At 68.4% G+C, this 20,862-nt stretch carries 17 protein-coding genes; 14 read left to right on the plus strand and 3 right to left on the minus strand.

Annotated elements, in window-relative coordinates; all coding sequences use genetic code 11:
• Positions 1–20 precede the first annotated feature (20 nt).
• The 10 genes from ahcY to OQ789_RS21600 all read left to right on the plus strand — a co-directional run bounded on the left by ahcY (position 21) and on the right by OQ789_RS21600 (position 13,739).
• Complete coding sequence (ahcY, locus tag OQ789_RS21555; RefSeq protein WP_324688200.1) at positions 21–1,493, plus strand: adenosylhomocysteinase; 1,473 nt, start codon at positions 21–23, stop codon at positions 1,491–1,493.
• Positions 1,494–1,614: 121 nt separating this feature from the next.
• Positions 1,615–2,247 (plus strand): dTMP kinase, encoded by a 633-nt coding sequence (locus OQ789_RS21560; RefSeq protein ID WP_324688202.1) that lies wholly within the window; start codon positions 1,615–1,617, stop codon positions 2,245–2,247.
• 81 nt (positions 2,248–2,328) lie between these two features.
• Positions 2,329–3,015 carry a two-component system response regulator MtrA gene (gene mtrA, locus OQ789_RS21565; protein WP_324688204.1) on the plus strand — a complete coding sequence of 229 codons (687 nt, stop codon included), beginning with the start codon at positions 2,329–2,331 and terminating at the stop codon, positions 3,013–3,015.
• A gap of 13 nt (positions 3,016–3,028) precedes the next feature.
• Positions 3,029–4,705 (plus strand): MtrAB system histidine kinase MtrB, encoded by a 1,677-nt coding sequence (gene mtrB / locus OQ789_RS21570; RefSeq protein WP_324688205.1) that lies wholly within the window; start codon positions 3,029–3,031, stop codon positions 4,703–4,705.
• Complete coding sequence (lpqB, locus tag OQ789_RS21575) at positions 4,705–6,459, plus strand: MtrAB system accessory lipoprotein LpqB (RefSeq protein WP_324688206.1); 1,755 nt, start codon at positions 4,705–4,707, stop codon at positions 6,457–6,459. The genes mtrB and lpqB overlap by 1 nt, the downstream gene beginning before the upstream one ends.
• A 39-nt stretch (positions 6,460–6,498) precedes the next feature.
• Positions 6,499–7,131 (plus strand): ComF family protein, encoded by a 633-nt coding sequence (locus tag OQ789_RS21580; RefSeq protein ID WP_324688207.1) that lies wholly within the window; start codon positions 6,499–6,501, stop codon positions 7,129–7,131.
• A 316-nt stretch (positions 7,132–7,447) separates the two neighbouring features.
• Positions 7,448–8,131: a ribosome hibernation-promoting factor, HPF/YfiA family gene (gene hpf, locus OQ789_RS21585; protein WP_324688208.1), complete on the plus strand. Its 684-nt coding sequence runs from the start codon at positions 7,448–7,450 to the stop codon at positions 8,129–8,131.
• A 178-nt stretch (positions 8,132–8,309) separates the two neighbouring features.
• On the plus strand, positions 8,310–11,150 hold the full coding sequence (gene secA, locus OQ789_RS21590) for a preprotein translocase subunit SecA (RefSeq protein WP_324688210.1): 2,841 nt from the start codon (positions 8,310–8,312) through the stop codon (positions 11,148–11,150).
• Between the two features lie 153 nt (positions 11,151–11,303).
• Entirely contained in the window at positions 11,304–12,854 is a 1,551-nt protein-coding gene (locus OQ789_RS21595; protein WP_324688211.1) for an HD domain-containing phosphohydrolase, read from the plus strand.
• A gap of 75 nt (positions 12,855–12,929) precedes the next feature.
• The gene (locus OQ789_RS21600) at positions 12,930–13,739 is read left to right on the plus strand and encodes an adenylate/guanylate cyclase domain-containing protein (protein WP_324688212.1); all 810 of its coding nucleotides are present in this window, start codon (positions 12,930–12,932) and stop codon (positions 13,737–13,739) included.
• A gap of 46 nt (positions 13,740–13,785) precedes the next feature.
• On the opposite strand, the gene OQ789_RS21605 is transcribed toward OQ789_RS21600, so the two are convergent.
• Entirely contained in the window at positions 13,786–15,489 is a 1,704-nt protein-coding gene (locus tag OQ789_RS21605; protein WP_324688213.1) for an ATP-binding cassette domain-containing protein, read from the minus strand.
• Positions 15,490–15,702: 213 nt separating this feature from the next.
• On the opposite strand from OQ789_RS21605, the gene mddA reads away from it, so the two are divergent.
• On the plus strand, positions 15,703–16,467 hold the full coding sequence (mddA, locus tag OQ789_RS21610) for a methanethiol S-methyltransferase (RefSeq protein WP_324688214.1): 765 nt from the start codon (positions 15,703–15,705) through the stop codon (positions 16,465–16,467).
• On the opposite strand, the gene OQ789_RS21615 is transcribed toward mddA, so the two are convergent.
• On the minus strand, positions 16,464–16,937 hold the full coding sequence (locus tag OQ789_RS21615) for an SRPBCC family protein (RefSeq protein WP_324688215.1): 474 nt from the start codon (positions 16,935–16,937) through the stop codon (positions 16,464–16,466). The two genes, mddA and OQ789_RS21615, sit on opposite strands and share 4 nt — an antisense overlap.
• A gap of 41 nt (positions 16,938–16,978) precedes the next feature.
• Here OQ789_RS21615 and OQ789_RS21620 point away from each other — a divergent pair, with 41 nt between their 5' ends.
• Together OQ789_RS21620 and OQ789_RS21625 are read left to right on the plus strand one after the other, a co-directional pair.
• Positions 16,979–17,461, plus strand: a complete 483-nt coding sequence (locus tag OQ789_RS21620) for a cation:proton antiporter regulatory subunit (RefSeq protein WP_324688216.1) — start codon at positions 16,979–16,981, stop codon at positions 17,459–17,461.
• Between the two features lie 4 nt (positions 17,462–17,465).
• Positions 17,466–18,623, plus strand: a complete 1,158-nt coding sequence (locus OQ789_RS21625) for a cation:proton antiporter (RefSeq protein ID WP_324688217.1) — start codon at positions 17,466–17,468, stop codon at positions 18,621–18,623.
• Between the two features lie 14 nt (positions 18,624–18,637).
• Here OQ789_RS21625 and OQ789_RS21630 read toward each other — a convergent pair whose 3' ends face one another.
• Entirely contained in the window at positions 18,638–19,198 is a 561-nt protein-coding gene (locus OQ789_RS21630; RefSeq protein ID WP_324688218.1) for an Rv3235 family protein, read from the minus strand.
• Positions 19,199–19,409: 211 nt separating this feature from the next.
• Between OQ789_RS21630 and OQ789_RS21635 the strand changes: the two genes are divergently transcribed.
• Entirely contained in the window at positions 19,410–20,831 is a 1,422-nt protein-coding gene (locus OQ789_RS21635; RefSeq protein ID WP_324688219.1) for a wax ester/triacylglycerol synthase family O-acyltransferase, read from the plus strand.
• Positions 20,832–20,862 lie beyond the last annotated feature (31 nt).

The following is a 20,862-nucleotide window of genomic DNA, read 5'->3' on the forward strand; positions in this document are numbered from 1 at the left end:
ACAAAGGAAGAACACACGTTATGACGACGACCGAGAACGCACTCACCCCCGACGTCCGAAACGGCATCGATTTCAAGGTCGCCGATCTGTCGTTGGCGGATTACGGTCGCCGGGACATCGAGCTCTCGGAGCAGGAGATGCCTGGTCTGATGTCGCTGCGCCGGGAGTACCACGACGTGCAGCCGCTCAAGGGCGCGCGGATCTCGGGCTCGCTGCACATGACCGTGCAGACCGCGGTGCTGATCGAGACCCTGGTGGCGCTGGGTGCGCAGGTGCGCTGGGCATCGTGCAACATCTTCTCCACCCAGGACCACGCCGCCGCGGCGGTCGTCGTCGGCCCGCACGGCACCCCGGAGGAGCCCAAGGGCGTTCCGGTGTACGCGTGGAAGGGCGAGACGCTCGAGGAGTACTGGTGGGCGGCCGAGCAGGTGCTGACCTGGCCGGACGAGCCGGCGAACATGATCCTGGACGACGGTGGGGATGCCACGATGCTGGTGCTGCGCGGCGCGCAGTACGAGAAGGCCGGCGTGGTGCCGCCCGACGAGGACGACGACTCGGCCGAGCACCGGGTGTTCTTGAACCTGCTGCGCAAGCGGTTCGAGACCGATAAGGAGAAGTGGACCAAGATCGCCGCGTCGATCAAGGGTGTGTCCGAGGAGACCACCACCGGGGTGCTGCGGCTCTACCAGTTCGCCGCGGCGGGGGATCTCGCTTTCCCGGCGATCAACGTCAACGACTCGGTGACCAAGAGCAAGTTCGACAACAAGTACGGCTGCCGGCACTCGCTGATCGACGGCATCAACCGCGGTACCGACGTGCTGATCGGCGGCAAGAAGGTGCTGATCTGCGGCTACGGCGACGTCGGTAAGGGTTCGGCGGAGTCGGTGGCCGGCCAGGGCGCCCGCGTCACGGTCACCGAGATCGACCCGATCAATGCGCTGCAGGCGCTGATGGAGGGCTTCGACGTCAAGACCGTCGAGGACGTCATCGGTGAGGCCGACATCATCATCACCACCACCGGCAACAAGGACATCATCACCCTCGAGCACATGAAGGCGATGAAGGACAAGGCGATCCTGGGCAACATCGGCCACTTCGACAACGAGATCCAGATCGCCCGGCTGGAGAAGTCCGGCGCGACCAAGACCAACATCCGCCCGCAGGTCGACCTGTGGACCTTCCCCGACACCGGCAAGTCGATCATCGTGCTCTCCGAGGGCCGGTTGCTGAACCTGGGCAACGCGACGGGGCACCCGTCGTTCGTGATGAGCAACAGCTTCTCCAACCAGGTCATCGCGCAGATCGAGCTGTGGACCAAGAACGACGAGTACGACAACGAGGTCTACCGGCTGCCCAAGCACCTCGACGAGAAGGTGGCCCGCATCCACGTCGAAGCGCTCGGCGGCCAGCTGACCAAGCTCACCAAGGAGCAGGCCGAATACATCGGCGTCGACGTCGACGGCCCCTACAAGGCCGACCACTACCGCTACTGAGCTGCTTGGTTTTCCCGAGCTGCTTGGTTTTCCCGCCGCTTGGTTTCCCGCCGAATGTCACGCCAGCGTGGCGCTCGTTGTTGAGCGTCACGCCAGCGTGACCTACCGCTAGGCTCGCGCCGTGCTCATCGCGATCGAGGGTGTCGACGGTGCCGGCAAGCGCACGCTGGCCACCGGGTTGCGGGCCGCGCTCGAGGCCGCCGGAAAGTCGGTGGCCGCGCTGGCGTTCCCGCGCTACGGGCAGTCGGTGACGGCCGACATCGCGGCCGAGGCGCTCCACGGCGAGCACGGCGACCTGGCGGCGTCGGTGTATGCGATGGCCACGCTGTTCGCCCTCGACCGCGCCGCCGCGATCGGCGAGATCGCCGCGCTCGACCGCGGCCACGACGTGGTGATCCTGGATCGGTACGTCGCCTCGAACGCGGCCTACAGCGCGGCGCGCCTGCACCAGGACTCCGCCGGCGAGGTGGTCGCGTGGGTGCGCGAGCTCGAGTATCGGCGGTTCGGGGTGCCCGCCCCGGACTGGCAACTGCTGCTCGACGTTCCCGCCGAGTTGGCCGGGCAGCGGGCCCGCAGCCGCGCCGACACCGAGCCGGGCCGCGCCCGCGACGTTTACGAACGCGACGACGGGCTGCAGCGCCGCACCGGTGCGGTGTACGCCGGACTGGCCGCGGCGGGGTGGGGTGGCCGCTGGCGCAGCGTCGACGCGAACGTCGATCCGGGGCGGTTGGCGGCGTCTCTGATGGACGAATAGCAACGTTTTGGGAACTATTTGCCCTTATCGAGAAAGAAACGCCCGTGTGGTGCGCCAATTTTGTCCCGATCTGGTGACACCATGGACGGCATGAGGCAAAGGATTCTGGTCGTCGATGACGACGCTTCGCTCGCCGAGATGCTCACCATCGTGCTTCGTGGGGAGGGTTTCGACACTGCGGTCATCGGTGACGGCACCCAGGCCCTGACTGCGGTGCGCGAACTGCGCCCCGATCTGGTGTTGTTGGACCTGATGCTGCCCGGCATGAACGGCATCGACGTGTGCCGGGTGCTGCGTGCGGACTCCGGCGTGCCGATCGTGATGCTGACCGCCAAAACCGACACCGTCGACGTGGTCCTGGGTCTCGAGTCGGGTGCCGACGACTACATCATGAAGCCGTTCAAGCCGAAGGAGCTGGTGGCCCGGGTGCGGGCGCGGCTGCGGCGCAACGACGACGAGCCGGCCGAGATGCTGTCCATCGCCGACGTGGAGATCGACGTGCCCGCGCACAAGGTCACCCGCAACGGCGAGCAGATCTCGCTGACACCGCTGGAATTCGACCTGCTGGTGGCGTTGGCGCGCAAACCGCGGCAGGTGTTTACTCGTGATGTGCTGCTCGAACAGGTGTGGGGCTATCGTCACCCGGCGGATACCCGGTTGGTGAATGTGCACGTCCAGCGTCTGCGGGCCAAGGTTGAGAAAGACCCTGAGAACCCGACCGTGGTGTTGACCGTTCGAGGAGTTGGGTACAAGGCCGGACCTCCGTGACCGGTAGGGACACGTGATCTGGGGCTCCCGGCGACGCACGCGGAGCCGCTGGGGGCGCTCCGGCCCCATGACTCGTGGCATGGGTGCGGTCAGTCGGGCCGTGGCGATTGCCTGGCGGCGGTCGCTGCAGCTGCGGGTGGTGGCCCTGACTCTGGGGCTGTCGCTCGCGGTCATCTTGGCGCTGGGCTTCGTTTTGACCAGCCAGGTCACCAATCGCGTGCTCGACGTCAAGGTCAAGGCGGCCATCGAGCAGATTGAGCGGGCGCGCACCACCGTGGCCGGCATCGTCAACGGCGAAGAGGCGCGCTCGCTGGACAGCAGCCTGCAGCTGGCACGCAACACGCTGACGTCCAAGACGGATCCGGCCTCGGGCGCGGGGATGGCGGGCGCCTTCGACGCGGTCCTGATGGTGCCGGGCGACGGCCCCCGACCGGCGGCCACGGCCGGCCCAGTGGACCAGGTCCCCAATTCCCTGCGCGGCTTCGTCAAGGCCGGGCAGGCGTCCTACCAGTACGCCGAGGTGCACACCGACGGGTTCTCCGGACCGGCGCTGATCGTCGGCACGCCGGCGTCGTCTCAGGTGGCCAACCTGGAGCTGTACCTGATCTTCCCGCTGAAGAACGAGCAGTCCACCATCCAGCTGGTGCGCGGCACCATGATCACCGGCGGCGCGGTGCTGCTGGTGCTGCTGGCCGGGATCGCGCTGCTGGTGTCGCGGCAGGTGGTGGTGCCGGTGCGCTCCGCGTCGCGCATCGCCGAACGATTCGCCGAGGGGCACCTGTCCGAACGCATGCCGGTGCGCGGCGAGGACGACATGGCGCGGCTGGCCATGTCGTTCAACGACATGGCCGAGAGCCTGTCGCGGCAGATCACCCAGCTGGAGGAGTTCGGTAACCTGCAGCGCCGCTTCACCTCCGACGTGAGTCATGAGCTGCGCACCCCGCTGACCACGGTGCGCATGGCCGCCGACCTGATCTACGACCACAGCGCCGACCTGGACCCGACGCTCGCGCGCTCCACCGAGCTGATGGTCAACGAGCTGGACCGGTTCGAGTCGCTGCTCAACGACCTCCTCGAGATCTCGCGGCACGACGCCGGTGTCGCGGAGCTGTCCGTCGAGGCCGTCGACCTGCGCACCACCGTGCAGAGCGCGCTGGGCAACGTCGGGCATCTGGCCGAGGACGCCGGCATCGAGCTGAAGGTGGACCTGCCGACCGAAGAGGTGATCGCCGAGGTCGACACCCGCCGGGTGGAGCGCATCCTGCGCAACCTGATCGCCAACGCCATCGACCACGCCGAGCACAAGCCGGTCAAGATCCGGATGGCCGCCGACGAGGACACGGTCGCCGTCACCGTCCGCGACTACGGGATCGGGCTGCGGCCGGGCGAGGAGAAGCTGGTGTTCAGCCGGTTCTGGCGGGCCGACCCCTCGCGGGTGCGCCGCTCCGGCGGCACCGGGCTGGGCCTGGCGATCAGCATCGAGGACGCGCGCCTGCACCAAGGCCGGCTGGAGGCGTGGGGTGAGCCGGGGGTCGGCTCGTGCTTCCGGCTGACGCTGCCGCTGGTGCGCGGCCACAAGGTCACCACCAGTCCGCTGCCCATGAAGCCGATCCCGCAGGCCGCCCCGGGTGGGCCGGAGCGCAAGGAACGGCCCCAGCGCCAGCGTGAGCACGCGGAGAGGACCCCGTGATGAGGCGGCTGTTGGGCCTGGTGGTGCTGGCCATGCTGCTCGCCGGCTGCGCCGGGGTGCCCAGCTCGTCGGCGCCCCAGGCCATCGGCACCGTCGAGCGACCGGCGCCGTCGAACCTGCCCAAGCCGACCCCGGGCATGGACCCCGATGTGCTGCTGCGCGAATTCCTCAAGGCCACAGCCGATCCCGCGAACCGGCACCTGGCCGCGCGGCAGTTCCTCACCCAGTCGGCGTCCAACGCCTGGGACGACGCCGGTAGCGCGCTGCTGATCGACCACGTCGTGTTCGTCGAAACCCGTGCGGCCGAACGGGTTTCGGCGACCATGCGGGCCGACATCCTGGGCTCCCTGTCCGACATGGGCGTGTTCGAAACCGCCGAGGGCGTGCTGCCCGACCCCGGCCCGATCGAACTGGTCAAGACGTCCGGCGGCTGGCGCATCGACCGGCTGCCCAACGGGGTCTTTCTGGACTGGCAGCAGTTCCAGTCCACCTACAAGCGCAACACGCTGTACTTCGCCGACCCGACCGGCAAGACGGTGGTGCCCGACCCGCGCTATGTCGCGGTGCCCGACCACGACCAGCTGGCCACCGAGCTGATCTCCAAGCTGATCGGCGGGCCGCGCCCGGAGATGGCGCACACGGTGCGCAACCTGCTGGCCCCGCCGCTGCGGCTGCGCGGGCCGGTGACCCGGGCCGACGGCGGCAAGAACGGTATCGGGCGCGGCTACGGCGGCGCGCGCGTCGACCTGGAGAAGCTGTCCACCACCGATCCGCACAGCCGGCAATTGCTTGCGGCGCAAATCATTTGGACACTGGCCCGGGCCGACATCCGGGGCCCGTACGTGATCAGCGCCGACGGCGCGCCGCTGGACGACCGGTTCCGCGACGGGTGGACCACCTCCGACGTCGCGGCCACCGATCCGGGCGCGGCCGACGGCGCGGGCGCCGGGCTGCATGCCCTGGTGAACGGCTCGCTGGTGTCGCTGGACGGCCAGCACACCGCCGTGGTGCCCGGGGCGTTCGGGCGGATGGGCGACCAGACCGGGGCCGCGCTGTCGCGCAGCGGCAGGCAGGTGGCGTCGGTGGTGACGCTGCACCGCGGCGCCCCGGACATGGCCGCGTCCCTGTGGATCGGTGATCTCGGCGCCGAAGCGGTGCAGTCGGCCGACGGGCACAGCCTGTCGCGGCCGACCTGGTCGCTGGACGACGTGGTCTGGGTGGTGGTCGACGGCAACAACGTGCTGCGGGCGATTCAAGAGCCGGCCTCCGGGCAGCCCGCCCGCCTTCCGGTGGATTCGGTGGCGGTGGCCAACCGATTCCCGGGCCCGATCACCGACCTGCAGCTGTCCCGCGACAGCACCCGCGCCGCGATGGTGATCGCCGGCCAGGTGATCCTCGCCAGCGTCGAGCAGACCCAGGCCGGGCAGTACGCCCTGACCTATCCGCGCCGGCTCGGCTTCGGGTTGGGCAACTCGGTGGTGTCGCTGTCGTGGCGTACCGGTGACGACATCGTGGTGACCCGCACCGACGCCGGGCATCCGGTGTCGTACGTGAACATCGACGGGGTGAACTCCGATGCGCCGCCGCACGGTTTGCAGATGCCGGTGACCACGGTGGCCGCCAACCCGTCGACGGCGTACGTCGCGGGACCGGAAGGGGTGCTGCAGTATTCGCCGTCGGCCGACGGTCAGCAGGGCTGGTCGGATGTGGCCGGCCTGACGGTGCCGGGCGCGGCCCCGGTACTGGCGGGTTAGCGCCCCGGACTTGTCGGTCCGGCCGGTCACACTGGCGCCATGCTCGACCTGTTCCTGCCCGCCGAATGCGGCGGCTGCGGCGCGCCGTCGACCAGCTGGTGCGCCGCGTGCGCCGGCGAGCTGTCGGTGGCTGCCGACCAGCCGCACGTGGTGAACCCGCGCATCGACCCGGGGGTCCCGGTGTTCGCGCTCGGGCGCTACGCCAACGCCCGTCGGCACGCGATCCTGGCGCTCAAGGAGCGGGGCCGCGCCGACCTCGTCGACCCGCTGGCGCGTGCGTTGGCCGTCGGCGTGCACCGCCTGTTGTGGTGGGGGATCGTGCCGACCCCGCTGACCGTGGTGCCCGCACCGACCCGGCGCAGCGCCGCGCGCCGGCGCGGCGGTGACCCGGTCGCCCGGCTGGCGCGCGCCGCGGTGGCACGGCATCCGGACATCGCCGTCGCGCCGGTGTTGCGGCTCAAGGCGCTGACCCGCGACTCGATGGGCCTGGGTACCTCCGCGCGCGAGCGCAACATCACCGGCCGCGTGGTGCTGCGGGGGCCACCGCCGCGCACCGAGGTCATCATCGTCGACGACGTCGTCACCACCGGGGCGACGGCGCGCGAGTCGGCGCGGATCCTGCACTCCGCCGGGGTCCGGGTCGCCGCGGTGCTGGCGCTCGCGGCCGCCTGAATCGGCGGCGCCTGTGCCGAATCCGTGAACTCGCCATGAGGTTGTCAAGAACTCGCAACAGCTCGACTAAATCAGTGGCATCGGCAGGCGAACAGGGGCTAACGTCGAGAACAACGAAGCACGACTCATCGGTCTGACTCACTGGCCAGGATGTGCCAGGTGAGGCCCACACGCGGAGAGGGGTGAGTAATCGACACCTTGCTCCGGCGGGCAGCCTGCGGCGGTAGCCAGTCTCGAACCGCTCCCACCTCGTCGGCGCATCAAGCAGCCGGGCACGCAGGGCGCGTGTGATGAAGAGAGAAACGAGTTGTCACGTATGTCAAGGCTATCCGCGGATTTCGGTCAGATTCTGGACCAACCCCCCGTCGCCGACGGGCAAGCCCCACCGACAACCACCGCCGACGTTGTGTTCAAGGGTCGCAACGTAGAAATCCCCGATCATTACCGTCTGTACGTCTCGCAAAAACTCGCCCGCCTCGAGCGGTTCGATCGCTCCATCTACCTTTTCGACGTCGAGCTCAAGCACGCGCCCAACCGGCGTCAGCGCAAGTCTTGTCAGCGCGTGGAGATCACCGCCAGGGGCCGCGGCCCGGTGACGCGGTCGGAGGCCTGCGCCGACAGTTTCTATGCGGCGTTCGAGTCGGCGGTCGACAAGCTGGAGAACCGGCTGCGCCGCGTCAACGACCGTCGCAAGGTGCACTACGGGGACAAGACCCCGGTGTCCCTGGCCGCCGCCACCGCGGTGCCGCCCGCCGCCCCGCCGCAACCTTCGCCGGGCGAGGACGGTGCGCCGGTCGACGGCGCCGAGCCCGACCACGCGCCCGGCCGGATCGTGCGCACCAAGGAACACCCGGCCACGCCGATGACGGTCGACGACGCACTCTATGAGATGGAGCTCGTCGGGCACGATTTCTTCTTGTTCCACGACAAGCAGACCGAACGACCCTCCGTGGTCTACCGTCGGCACGGCTACGACTACGGCCTGATCCGACTGGCCTGATCCGACTGGCCTGATCCGACCGGCCTGATCGGGTCCTGCCGCAGCACCCGCCAGACCGGGAGCGTCGCGCGTGCGTTCGCCGGCGGGGCGGCCACCGGGACGTCGTCGCCTACCATGGGAGTCGCTCAATGCAAGACTCCTGCCAATAGGGGAAACATCCCAAAAGGGGACAATCACCGTGCTGTCGAAGTTGCTGCGCCTTGGCGAAGGTCGCATGCTCAAGCGTCTCAAGCGGGTGTCTGACTACGTCAACACCTTGTCCGACGAGGTCGAGAAGCTCACCGACGCCGAGTTGCGGGCCAAGACCGACGAGTTCAAGAAGCGGCACGCCGACGGCGAGAGCCTCGACGATCTGCTGCCCGAGGCGTTCGCGGTGGCCCGGGAGGCGGCCTGGCGGGTGCTCGACCAGCGCCCCTTCGACGTGCAGGTGATGGGCGCGGCGGCGCTGCACTTCGGCAACGTCGCCGAGATGAAGACCGGTGAGGGCAAGACGCTGACCTCGGTGCTGCCCGCCTACCTCAACGGCATCGGCGGCAAGGGCGTGCACGTCGTCACCGTCAACGACTACCTGGCCAAACGTGACAGCGAGTGGATGGGCCGCGTGCACCGCTTCCTCGGCCTGGACGTCGGCGTGATCCTGGCCCAGATGACGCCCGACGAGCGCCGGGTGGCCTACAACGCCGACATCACCTACGGCACCAACAACGAGTTCGGGTTCGACTACCTGCGCGACAACATGGCGCATTCGCTCGACGACCTGGTACAGCGCGGGCACAACTTCGCCATCGTCGACGAGGTCGACTCCATCCTCATCGACGAGGCCCGGACCCCGCTGATCATCTCCGGCCCGGCCGACGGCGCCTCGAACTGGTACACCGAGTTCGCCCGGCTGGCCCCGCTGATGGAGAAGGACACCCACTACGAGGTGGACCTGCGCAAGCGCACCGTGGGCGTGCACGAGCTGGGCGTGGAGTTCGTCGAGGACCAGCTCGGCATCGACAACCTCTACGAGGCCGCCAACTCGCCGCTGGTCAGCTACCTCAACAACGCCCTGAAAGCCAAGGAGCTGTTCAACCGCGACAAGGACTACATCGTGCGCGACGGCGAGGTCCTGATCGTCGACGAGTTCACCGGACGCGTCCTGTACGGCCGCCGCTACAACGAGGGCATGCACCAGGCCATCGAGGCCAAGGAGCACGTCGAGATCAAGGCCGAGAACCAGACGCTGGCCACCATCACGCTGCAGAACTACTTCCGGCTCTACGACAAGCTCGCCGGCATGACCGGTACCGCGCAGACCGAGGCGGCCGAGCTGCACGAGATCTACAAGCTGGGCGTGGTGCCCATCCCGACCAACAAGCCGATGGTCCGCGCCGACCAGTCCGACCTGATCTACAAGACGGAGGAAGCCAAGTACATCGCCGTCGTCGACGACGTGGTCGAGCGCTACGAAAAGGGCCAGCCGGTGCTGATCGGTACCACCAGCGTCGAGCGCTCGGAGTACCTGTCGCGGCAGTTCGCCAAGCGCCGCGTGCCGCACAACGTGCTGAACGCGAAGTTCCACGAGCAGGAGGCGACCATCGTCGCCGTGGCTGGCCGCCGCGGCGGCATCACTGTGGCCACCAACATGGCCGGCCGCGGTACCGACATCGTGCTGGGCGGCAACGCCGACTTCCTCACCGACCAGCGGCTGCGTGAGCGCGGCCTCGACCCGGTGGAGACGCCCGAGGAGTACGACGCGGCCTGGCACGAGGAACTGCCGAAGGTCAAGGAGGAGGTCAGCGCCGAGGCCGCCGAGGTGATCGAGGCGGGCGGGCTGTACGTGCTGGGCACCGAGCGCCACGAGTCGCGCCGCATCGACAACCAGTTGCGTGGCCGTTCCGGCCGGCAGGGGGACCCGGGCGAGTCGCGGTTCTACCTGTCGTTGGGCGACGAGCTCATGCGCCGGTTCAACGGTGCCGCGCTCGAGGCGATGCTGAACCGGTTGAACCTGCCCGACGACGTGCCGATCGAGGCCAAGATGGTCACCCGCGCGATCAAGAGCGCGCAGACCCAGGTGGAGCAGCAGAACTTCGAGGTCCGCAAGAACGTCCTGAAGTACGACGAGGTGATGAACCAGCAGCGCAAGGTGATCTACGCCGAGCGCCGCCGCATCCTGGAGGGCGAGAATCTCAAGGAGCAGGCGCTGGACATGGTCCGCGACGTGGTCACCGCCTACGTCAACGGCGCGACCGCCGAGGGCTACGCCGAGGACTGGGACCTGGAAGCCCTGTGGACGGCGCTGAAGACGCTTTACCCGGTGGGCATCGATCATGCGACGCTGACCCACCATGACGCGGACTCCGAGCGCGACGACCTCACTCGTGAGGAATTACTCGAGATGCTGCTCAAAGACGCCGAAAATTCTTACGGCACAAGAGAATCCGAACTTGAGGGCATCGCAGGCGAGGGTGCGATGCGCCAGCTGGAGCGCAACGTGCTGCTCAACGTCATCGACCGCAAATGGCGCGAGCATCTCTACGAGATGGACTATCTCAAGGAGGGCATCGGGCTGCGCGCGATGGCGCAGCGCGATCCGCTGGTGGAATACCAGCGCGAGGGCTACGACATGTTCATGGCGATGCTCGACGGCATGAAGGAGGAGTCGGTCGGATTCCTGTTCAATGTCACCGTCGAGGCGGTACCCAGCCCGCAAGTCGCTCCGGTCGAAGCGCCGGAGGGGCTGGCGGAATTCGCCACCGCCGCGGCCGGCGGCGCCGAAGGAGGCGCTGGTAGCACCGCGACGGCCGTGCGCGACGATACGCCAACCCAGTTGCGCGCCAAAGGGATCGACAGCGAGGCGCCCGCCATGACCTATTCCGGCCCGTCGGAGGACGGCTCGGCGGCGGTGCAGCGCAACGGCGGCGACGGCAAGACACCGGCCGGGGTGCCCGGGGGCGCCAGCCGGCGTGAGCGCCGCGCCGCGGCCCGGCAGCAGGGCCGCGGCACCAAGCCGCCCAAGTCGGTCAAGCGGCGCTAGCGGGGCCCGGGCCGCACGCTCGGCACCGGCCGGCAATCCGGCCGACGTTTCTCGGCGTGGCAGCAACGTCCATGCCCTAGGCTTATCAGGCATCGGCTTGTGTGTGGCTACACTGACGCCGCGCCGGTGAGGGTCGGGAAAGGGGCGAGCTCCATGCCCTTCGACGGAGCTGTGTCGCGGACTGACGTGTTGGCGGCGCTCTCACTGGCGATCGACCTTGGGCTCGGGCAGCCGATGGATCACATGCTGCGGTCGGCGGCGATGGGCTCGAGGCTGGCGACGCGCCTCGGACTCGATGAGCGCGAGTGCGGGACCGTTTTCTATACGGCGCTGGTGATGTGGATCGGCTGTCACGCCGACTCGCACGAGTATGCGCGGTGGTTCGGCGACGACATCGCGGTGCGACATGACAGCCACTACATCGACTGGGCCGGCGCGCCATACCGCCGATTTCTGATGAGCAATCTGGGCCGTGGGGCGCGGTTGCCCAAACGAGCTCAGCTGGCGGCCAAGGTGTTCTGGGACGCGCGCGGGAATCTCGGTGCGCTGGTGCACTCGCATTGCCTGTCGGCCGCGCTGCTCGCCGAGGAGATCGGGCTGGGCGCCGACGTGTGTCAAGCCCTGCCGTATGCGTACGAGCGATGGGACGGCAGCGGCCTGCCGGCAGGGGCGGCCGGAAACCAGATACCCGTGGCGATGCGGGTGGCGCAGATCTGCGACATCGCCGAAGTGCACCATCGCGCCTACGGCGCGAGCGCCGCCATCGCGGAAATTCGCCGTCGCAGCGGCAGGCAGTTCGACCCGGACATGGTCGCAGCGTTCACGGCAGCCGCCGATGACCTGCTGCGCGAGCACGAAGACGTGTGGTCGACCGCCGCCGGCTTGGCGCCAGATCCGGGCGAGGCGCTGAGCGGTCCGGCGCTGGACCGGCTCCTGTGCGCGATGGGTGACTTCGTGGATCTGAAATGTCCTTTCACTCTTGGTCATTCGCGCGCCGTCGCGCAGCTCGCGGAGAACGCCGGCGAGTGCGCCGGGCTACCGCAAGACGACATCGATATCCTGCGTCGCGCCGGCTACGTTCACGATCTCGGTCGCATCGGGGTATCGAACCGGGTGTGGGAAAAGCCCGGCGAACTGACCCATGCCGAACGCGAGCGCGTGCATCTGCATCCCTATCTGACAGGCCGGATTCTGGCCCGGGTCGGTGGACTGAAGGCCGTCCGGGAGGCCGCGGTGAACCATCACGAACGGTTGGACGGCTCGGGGTATCCCAACGGTCTGCGCGGTGATGACCTGTCTGTACGCGACCGTCTGCTCGCTGCCGCCGAAAGCTATTGCTCCGCAACGGAACCGCGACCTCATCGCGATGCGCGGGACCCAGGCGCCGCGGCCGGGAAACTGCGAGACGAAGCGGTTCGCAACCGCCTGGACGGCGACGCCGTTGAAGCGGTATTGCAGGCCGCGGGCCACCGGCCGTCGCGCAGAGCCGCCAGGCCGGCGGGGTTGACTCGGCGCGAGGCGGAGGTGTTGCTCCATGTCGCGCGAGGGCTCTCCAATAAGGAGATCGCCTCGGCGCTCTGGATTTCGGAGAAGACGGTACGTAACCACGTCGAGCACATCTACGCCAAGATCGGGGTCTCGAACCGGATCGGGGCCAGCTTGTACGCGACCCGGCACGGCCTGACCGGCGGCGCACCGAGCTGAGGTACGACCTCCGGGCCGCGATGCATGGGGTGAATGCCCCATGTGCTCGCCGGGAATCGAGGCGAACATTTCTACATGACTAGCAATGCCACGCGCCCAGCGGCCGCGGTCGTCCCGTCGCAATGGCAACCGGTGCCCTCGTCGGGACTTTGGGATCGGGTGCTCACCGACGGCCACGCCTCCCTGGTCAGGGCGCGGCACGCCTTTCGCTACCTGCCCTCGGCGCCGCGATGCAAGCTGTGCAACAACCCCTTTGGCGGCCCCGTCGGTCGGCTCTTCGCCGTCGTCGGCTTCCGCCGTTCCCGCAAGAATCCCAACCTGTGCATGCGATGCTGCGATGCGCTGCCGAAAGGGGGAGCGGAGGTCGACATCGCGGTGCTGTTCGCCGATGTTCGCGGCTCCACCGCGCTGGGCCACTGTCGGGCCGCCGCGGACTTCGCCGCATTGCTCAACCGGTTCTACTGTGCCGCAACGCAGACACTGCTGCGCCATGACGCGGTGATCGACAAACTCATCGGCGACGAGGTGATGGCCTTTTTCGTCCAGGGCATCAGCGGACCCCGGTATCGTCAACGTGCTGTGCAGGCGGGAGTCGACCTGCTCGAAGCGGTTGGGTACGGCACTCCCGGTGGACCTTGGCTCGACGTCGGCGTCGCCGTGCACGCGGGCGTCGCATACGTGGGTAACGTCGGCGGGGCCGTCGTCGATTTCACTGCACTCGGTCGCCCGGTCAACGCGGCGGCCCGGATGCAACAACACGCCAGTGGTGGCGAGCTGTTGATCGCCGGTGGGGTCGCCGACGAGATGACGGCCAACATGGCGCGGCGCACGCTCGACCTGCGCGGACACGACGAGCCGATCAACGTCTTCGTCCACAAATCCTGAGCCTTTCAGCGGGAATCCAATCCTGTTGTGTCCCTGGGCGTGGCCGTCATCGTGTGGATGCGCCGGGCCGGGACCGCCGGTCCAGCAACCAGGCGGTGGCCAGTGTGAGGACGACTGCCAACACGGCGAGCGCGGTGAGATTCACTGCGTTTCCTCCCTGGAAGGTCTCCCGGTAGGCGGCCATGGCCGGCACCGTGCTGGTGTAGCGGTCGAGCCGCAGCTCGCGGCCCAACGCGTCGAAGGCGTGGCGACCGGATAGGACCAGGCTCATCAGGCGCCCGGGCGCGGCCATCTGGTCGACGGGGACGATGGCGCCGCCGAACAGGACCTGAGGGAAGCACAGCATGGGCAGGGCGAGGGCCGCCTGCGCGGCGTTGGAGACGGCGGCGGACGCGAAAAGGCCGAGGGCCAGCGCCGAGATCGCTTCGAGCACGGTGGTTCCGAACAGCAGGGCGTAGACGTGCCACCCGAGTGCGGGGAGCCGACCGAGCGCGCGCAGCACCACCAGCAGCACCGCGCTCACTCCCGCGAGAACCGGAAGCAGCGCCGTCACCTTCGACGCCACATATGCGCCCACCCTGAGCCCGGCCAGGCGTTCGCGTCGGAACACGGCCATCTCGCCGACGATCTGCAGCAGACCGTACGTGAGCCCGAAGAAGAAGCCGTCGAAGGCAATCCAGTACACGATCTGGGCCGGGCCGACACCGGCAGCGTCACCCGGATTGAACGCGCCCCGCCTGAACAGCGTCGCCATCATCGCGGTCACCAGCACCGGTGAGCCGAGCAGGATGGCGAGGGTCAGCCGATTGCGGAAGAGGACGTCGACGTTGCGCCGGGTGAGCAGCCACCATTGCCGGAACCCGCCCGTGCGATTGACGCCGGATCGGGCAGCCGAGACAGCTTGTTGCGTAGAGGGTTTCGGGGGCACCTGAGTCTTCGCGAATCGCTGCGCCCAGATGCGTGGAGTGTGCTCCCCAGCCAGGCGGTCGTAGACCTCGGTGAGGTTGTGCACGCCAAAGTAGCGCCGGGCCTCGCCGGGACTGCCGGTGAAGGCGAGGTGGCCGTCGCGGGCCAGGAACACCACCCGGTCGCACTGGTCGATGCCGGCCGGCTCGTGGGTGGTGAGGACGATGGTGACACCGCGTTGGCTGAGCCGGCGCAGCAGGCGCATCACCTCGGCGGCGGTCGAGGGGTCGAGCCCGGACGTCGGCTCGTCGAGGAAGAAAATGCGCGGTCTGGTCAGCAGCTCCACGGCCAAGCTGGCCCGTTTGCGCTGGCCGCCGGACAACGCACGCACCGGCACGTCAGCCCGGTCGGCCAAGTCGAGGTCGACCATGGTCTCCTCGACGATCCGCTCCGCTTCGGCGACCGATGTGCGCGCGGGAAGCCGCAGCAGCGCCGCGTAGCGCAGCGTACGGCGCAGGGGCAGCTCGAGGTGAATGATGTCGTCCTGGGGAACGAAGCCGACTTTCGCATCGGCGCCGCCACGACGAGCGACGCCGTCGTGGCGCACTTCTCCGGCGGACGGCGGTTGCAGTCCGGCGAGGATCTCCAGCAACGTCGTCTTTCCCGCTCCGCTACCGCCGGCTATGGCGACCAATTCGCCAGGTTCCACCGCGAGCGACAGTGGGTGCAGGATCTGCCGGCCGCCGGCCTGTCGGCCCACGTCGCATGCCTCGATGCGGCCGCCCCGCGTTGATTCGGCCGCGCGCAGCTCGACCGTCGCTGCGCGGCAAGTCAATTCGGTCATGATGTGATCTCCGTGCTTCCTCGAAGGGGCCGCGAGAGGGCTCCAATGTGTGTTGTCACGGCGATCATCGGCTGAGCGTGGCCACCGCCGCATGGGGCGTTTGCCCCAAATGGCCGGGCCGGTGCGGACTAGTCAGAATTAACTAGGGGCCCGGGCCGAAATTGAGGCAAATGACCTATATGCGAACCCGGTTGAGCAGCCCACAATCGGCTGATGAAGCGCTACCTGACGGTCGGCTACGGCGCCGCCGCTTATCTGCTATTTCTTGCCTCGTTTCTGTACCTCATCGCGTTCATCGGCAACTTCTGGGTGCCGCGGACGGTCGATCACGGGCTGTCGGCGTCCGTTGGCCAGGCGGTGCCGGTCAATATCGTGTTGCTTGGTCTGTTCGGCCTGCAACACAGCGTCATGGCACGCCCGGCGTTCAAGAGCTGGTGGTCACGATTCGTGCCTGCACCGATAGAGCGCAGCACCTACGTGCTGCTGTCCAGCGCCGTGCTGGGGTTGCTCTACTGGCAATGGCGAACGATGCCGGCCGTCATCTGGGAAGTGCAGCCGCCGGCCGGGCGTCTGGCGCTGTGGACGTTGTTCTGGCTCGGCTGGGCGATCGCGCTCGCCTCGACCTTCATGATCAGCCACGTCGACCTGTTCGGCCTTCGTCAGGTCTATCTGGCGTGGTGCGGAAAACCGTACACCAACATAGCTTTTCACATCCGGATGCTCTACCGGCTGGTGCGCCACCCGCTCATGCTCGGTATGCTCATCGCCTTCTGGACGGCCCCTACCATGACGGCCGGGCACCTGCTGTTCGCCATCGTGATGACGGGTTACATCCTGTTGGCCACGCGGATCGAGGAGCACGACCTGGTGGAGGCACTGGGCGATGACTATCGCAACTACAGCCGCGAGGTACCGAGGCTGCTGCCGCTAGGACGCCGGCCGCGCCGGGCCCCCGGCCAACCGGCGCCGCTGCATTAGCTTTCGAGCAGCGCGGCGATGCGCTCCAGTGTCGCGGCCATGCCCTGCTCGGTCTGCTGGGGCATGGAGCCGCTGGTGATCATCCACTTCTGCTTGTCGCGCGACACGTCCCAGGTTTCGCGCACCAAGGTCCCGGCGGAGCCGTCGGGCGCGGCGGTGAGCTCGTACCGCCAGATGCGGCCGCCGACCAGTCCGCCCATCCCGAAGGTCTGCCACGCAATGCGGCGATCCGGTTCGTACTCGATGACGGTGTTGGTGGTGCGGTAGGGGAGGAACAGCGTCTCCTTGCGGCCGCGCATCGCCATCGAGAATTTCGAACCCGTCGTCAGCGGGATCGATTTGTCCGACGCGTGGTTCACCGACCCCGAGCCATCGAAGCTGGCGTGCTTGCCGGCATCGGCCAGCAGCGCGAAGATCGCGCCGGGCGGCGCCTTGATGACACGTTCGACGCTGACGGTGTTTCCATCCATCCGCTTACAGTAGCGCCGGGCGACCTGTCAGGATGGGTGGTATGGATGTCAAGGAGGTGTTGCTCCCCGGGGTCGGTCTGCGCTACGAATTCACCGATCACAAGGGTGACCGCATCGGCATCATCGCCCGGCGTGGCGGCGATTTCGACGTCGTCGTATACAGGCGCGAGGATCCGGACGAGGCCCGGCCGCTGCTTCATCTCAGCGACCATGAGGCCGAGGCGGTGGCCCAGATCCTGGGGGCGCCCCGGATCGCCGAGCGGTTCACCGAGCTGGCCCGCGAAATCCCCGGGGTCGAGACGGGCCAGGTGCACATCCTGGCCGACAGCCCCTTCGTGGACCACCCGCTGGGTGACACTCGTGCCCGCACCCGTACCGGGGCGTCGATCGTCGCGATCGTGCGCAACGAGGAGGTGCTCGCCTCACCCGGTCCCGCCGAAATGCTGCACGCGAAGGACGTTCTGATCGTGGTCGGCACCGAAGACGGCATCGCGGGCGTCGAGAAAATTATCGACAAGGGTTGAGCCGGTGCAGATTTCGGGGACGCTGTTGTTGCAACTCGGCGCCCTCCTGGCCATCCTGGCCGTACTGGGCGCTGCCGCACGACGATTCGCGTTGTCGCCCATTCCGGTGTACCTGATGGCGGGCCTGGCACTGGGCAACGGCGGCATTCTGCCGATGGCCGCCGGCGGGCAGTTCATCACCACCAGCGCACCCATCGGCGTGGTGCTGCTGCTGCTGACCCTGGGCTGCGAGTTCTCGGCGGCCGAATTCTCCAGCAGCATGCGCCACCACCTGCCGTCGGCGGGCGTCGACATCGTGCTCAACGCGGCGCCCGGCGCGATCGCGGGCTGGCTACTGGGCCTGGACGGGGTGGCCATCCTGTGCCTGGCCGGCGTCACATACATCTCCTCGTCGGGCGTCATCGCACGGCTGCTGGAGGACTTGAAGCGGCTCGGTAACCGCGAGACGCCCGCGGTGCTGTCGGTGCTGGTGCTCGAAGACTTCGCGATGGCCGCCTATCTGCCGCTGTTCGCGGTCCTGGCTTCGGGCGGCGGCTGGCTGCACGCCATCGGCGGCATGGCCGCGGCGGTGGGTGTTCTGGTGGCGGCGTTCGCCGTGTCTTACCGGTGGGGCCACCACGTGGAGCGGTTGGTGGAGCACCCCGATTCCGAGCAGCTCATGCTGCGGGTGCTGGGCATCACCCTGATCGTGGCGGCCATGGCCGAGTCCCTGCATGCCTCGGCGGCGGTCGGCGCGTTCCTGGTGGGCCTCACCCTGACGGGCGAGACCGCCGAGCGGGCCCGCCAGGTGCTGGGCCCGCTGCGCGACCTGTTCGCCGCCATCTTCTTCCTGGCGATCGGCTACGCGGTGGACCCGCAGGAGTTGGTGCCGATGCTGTTGCCGGCCCTGATCCTGGCCGCGGTGACCGCGGCGACCAAGGTGGCCACCGGGATGTTCGCCGCCCGGCACGACGGCGTGGCGCGGCGCGGGCAGCTGCGCGCGGGCACCGCGCTGATCGCGCGCGGCGAGTTCTCGTTGATCATCATCGGATTGGCCGGCAAGTCGCTGCCCGCCGTCGCGGCGCTGGCGACGTCATACGTCTTCATCATGGCGATCGTGGGACCCGTCCTGGCCCGCTACACCGGCGGCCCGCGGACGGCGGGCGCCGCACCGGCGGCCTGACCGGATGCCCGCCGTCACCCGATGTGCAGGGCCACCACCATCCAGCGGGTTTTGCCCGCGGCGCTGACTTGCTCGACGCGGCAGGCGATGGCATGCATCCGGTTCCCGCGGCTGTAGGAACCGGAAACCTCGGCCGCGGAGTCCGGCTCACGGTGACCGGCCGGCTGCAGCCGCATGCGGCGCAACACCGCGGCCCCTCGATGCCGCCCGGGAGCCGAACGTCCCACCGCGGCAACCGAATCCACCAGGCTGGGTGCCAGCAGCGGATTCAGCTGGGCGGCGGGACGGCGGCGGTCGATGACTTCGAGCACCCGCCGCAGCGCGGCGTCGGCGAAGGCGGCCGCCTGACGCAGCCGCGGGGACATGGCCGAGCCCGGATCCGCTGCCGGTGCCCTGCTGGCCTCCCCGGTGTAGGAGCGTGACGGCGCGTGGCCGCCGCGGCGGTGCAGCGGCATGCGGGCGGGTTGGCGGCACTGCGGGGCGGCGTGGCGCACGTCATGGGCCGGCGGCTCGTAATCGACGACAGGTATGACGGTGAAAGCGTCGGACGGATCGGCGACAGGACTAATGTTCAACGCGCACTCTCCAACTCTTCGGCCGGACCTTCGAGCCTGCTGGAGAGGGGCAGACGGTGGTTGATCAGTGGTCATCATGGCACAACTCGACCGCGCGTGTACCCACGGTGACCGGTGCGCGGTTATCCGATTAACGTGGGCAAGACATCGGTCCCACCCACCGCCCCCTGGGAGCGCACGGGCGACGAACTGACCAGGAGGACAGCGCCGCATGGTGAGACGCTTGTCCCCGGCCGACGCGTCGTTCTATCGGCTGGAGAACACCGCGACCCCGATGTACGTCGGGTCGCTGTCGATCCTGCGCCGTCCCCGCAGCGGGTTGAGCTACGAGACACTGCTGGCCACCGTCGAGCAGCGGCTGCCGCAGATACCGCGCTACCGGCAGAAGGTGCGCGACGTGCCGGTCAGCCCGGCTCGTCCGGTGTGGCTGGACGACAACGACTTCGACATCACCTACCACGTGCGCCGCTCCGCGTTGCCTTCCCCGGGCAGTGACGAGCAGCTGCACGAGCTGATCGCGCGGCTGGCCGCGCGGCCGCTGGACAAGACGCGCCCGCTCTGGGAGATGTATCTGGTCGAGGGCTTGTCCAAGAACCGGTTGGCCCTCTACACGAAGTCGCATCAGGCGCTGATCAACGGCATGTCGGCGCTCGAGATCAACCACGTCATCAGCGATCGCACGAAACGCCCGCCGCCGTTCCCGGAGGACATCTGGGTGCCGGAGCGCGACCCCGGCAACACCCGCCTGATGTTGGGCGCCATCGGCGAATGGGTGACGGGTCCGGGGACCCAGCTGCAGGCCGTCAGCTCGATGATCGGTGGTCTGGTGACCAACCACACCGAGCTGCTCGACGCCGGCCGCCGAGCCGCGGACCTGGTGCGCGCCGTGGCCCGGGGGACCGCGCCGAGCAGCCCGCTCAACGCCACCGTGTCGCGGCATCGGCGTTTCACCGTGGCGCGGGGCAGCCTCGAGGACTACCGCACCGTGCGCGCGCGCTACGACTGCGACGTCAACGACGTGGTGCTCGCCGTCATCGCCGGCGCGCTGGGCAGCTGGCTGATGTCGCGCGGGGTGGCGGTGTCGCCGACCGCGACCGTGCGCGCGATGGCGCCGCTGCCGGTGTACGACGACGGCGATCTCGACGCGAGCGGTCCCGGTCAGGCGATCAGCCAGGTGATGCCCTTCCTCGTCGACCTGCCGGTGGGGGAGCCCAACGCCGTGGTGCGGCTCTCGCAGATAGCGCATGAGACGGAGTCGAACCCGACGGCCGCCCATCTGGTGGATGCCCGGACCATCGTCACCCTGTCAGGTTTTGCCCCGCCGACGCTGCACGCCATGGGTATCCGGGAGGCGACCAGTTTCCCGAGCTTTTCCAAGCGCACCTTCAACTTGCTGATCACCAACGCGCCCGGTGCCCAGTCGCAAATGTACATCGCCGGCACCAAATTGCTGGAGACCTACGCAGTGCCGCCGCTGCTGCAAAACCAGGCGCTGGCCATCGGCGTGACGTCCTACAACGGCGAGCTGTACTACGGAATCAACGCCGACCGCGAGGCGATGAGCGATGTGCAGCTGCTGCCCGGGCTGCTGAACCAAGCCCTCGAAGAACTGCTCGAGGCTTCCCGGTCCTAGTCGGCAATGAAAACCCCTGCGTGGGGCTATC

The sequence above is a fragment of the Mycobacterium sp. 94-17 genome (assembly GCF_035617725.1).
Taxonomy (GTDB): Bacteria; Actinomycetota; Actinomycetes; order Mycobacteriales; family Mycobacteriaceae; genus Mycobacterium.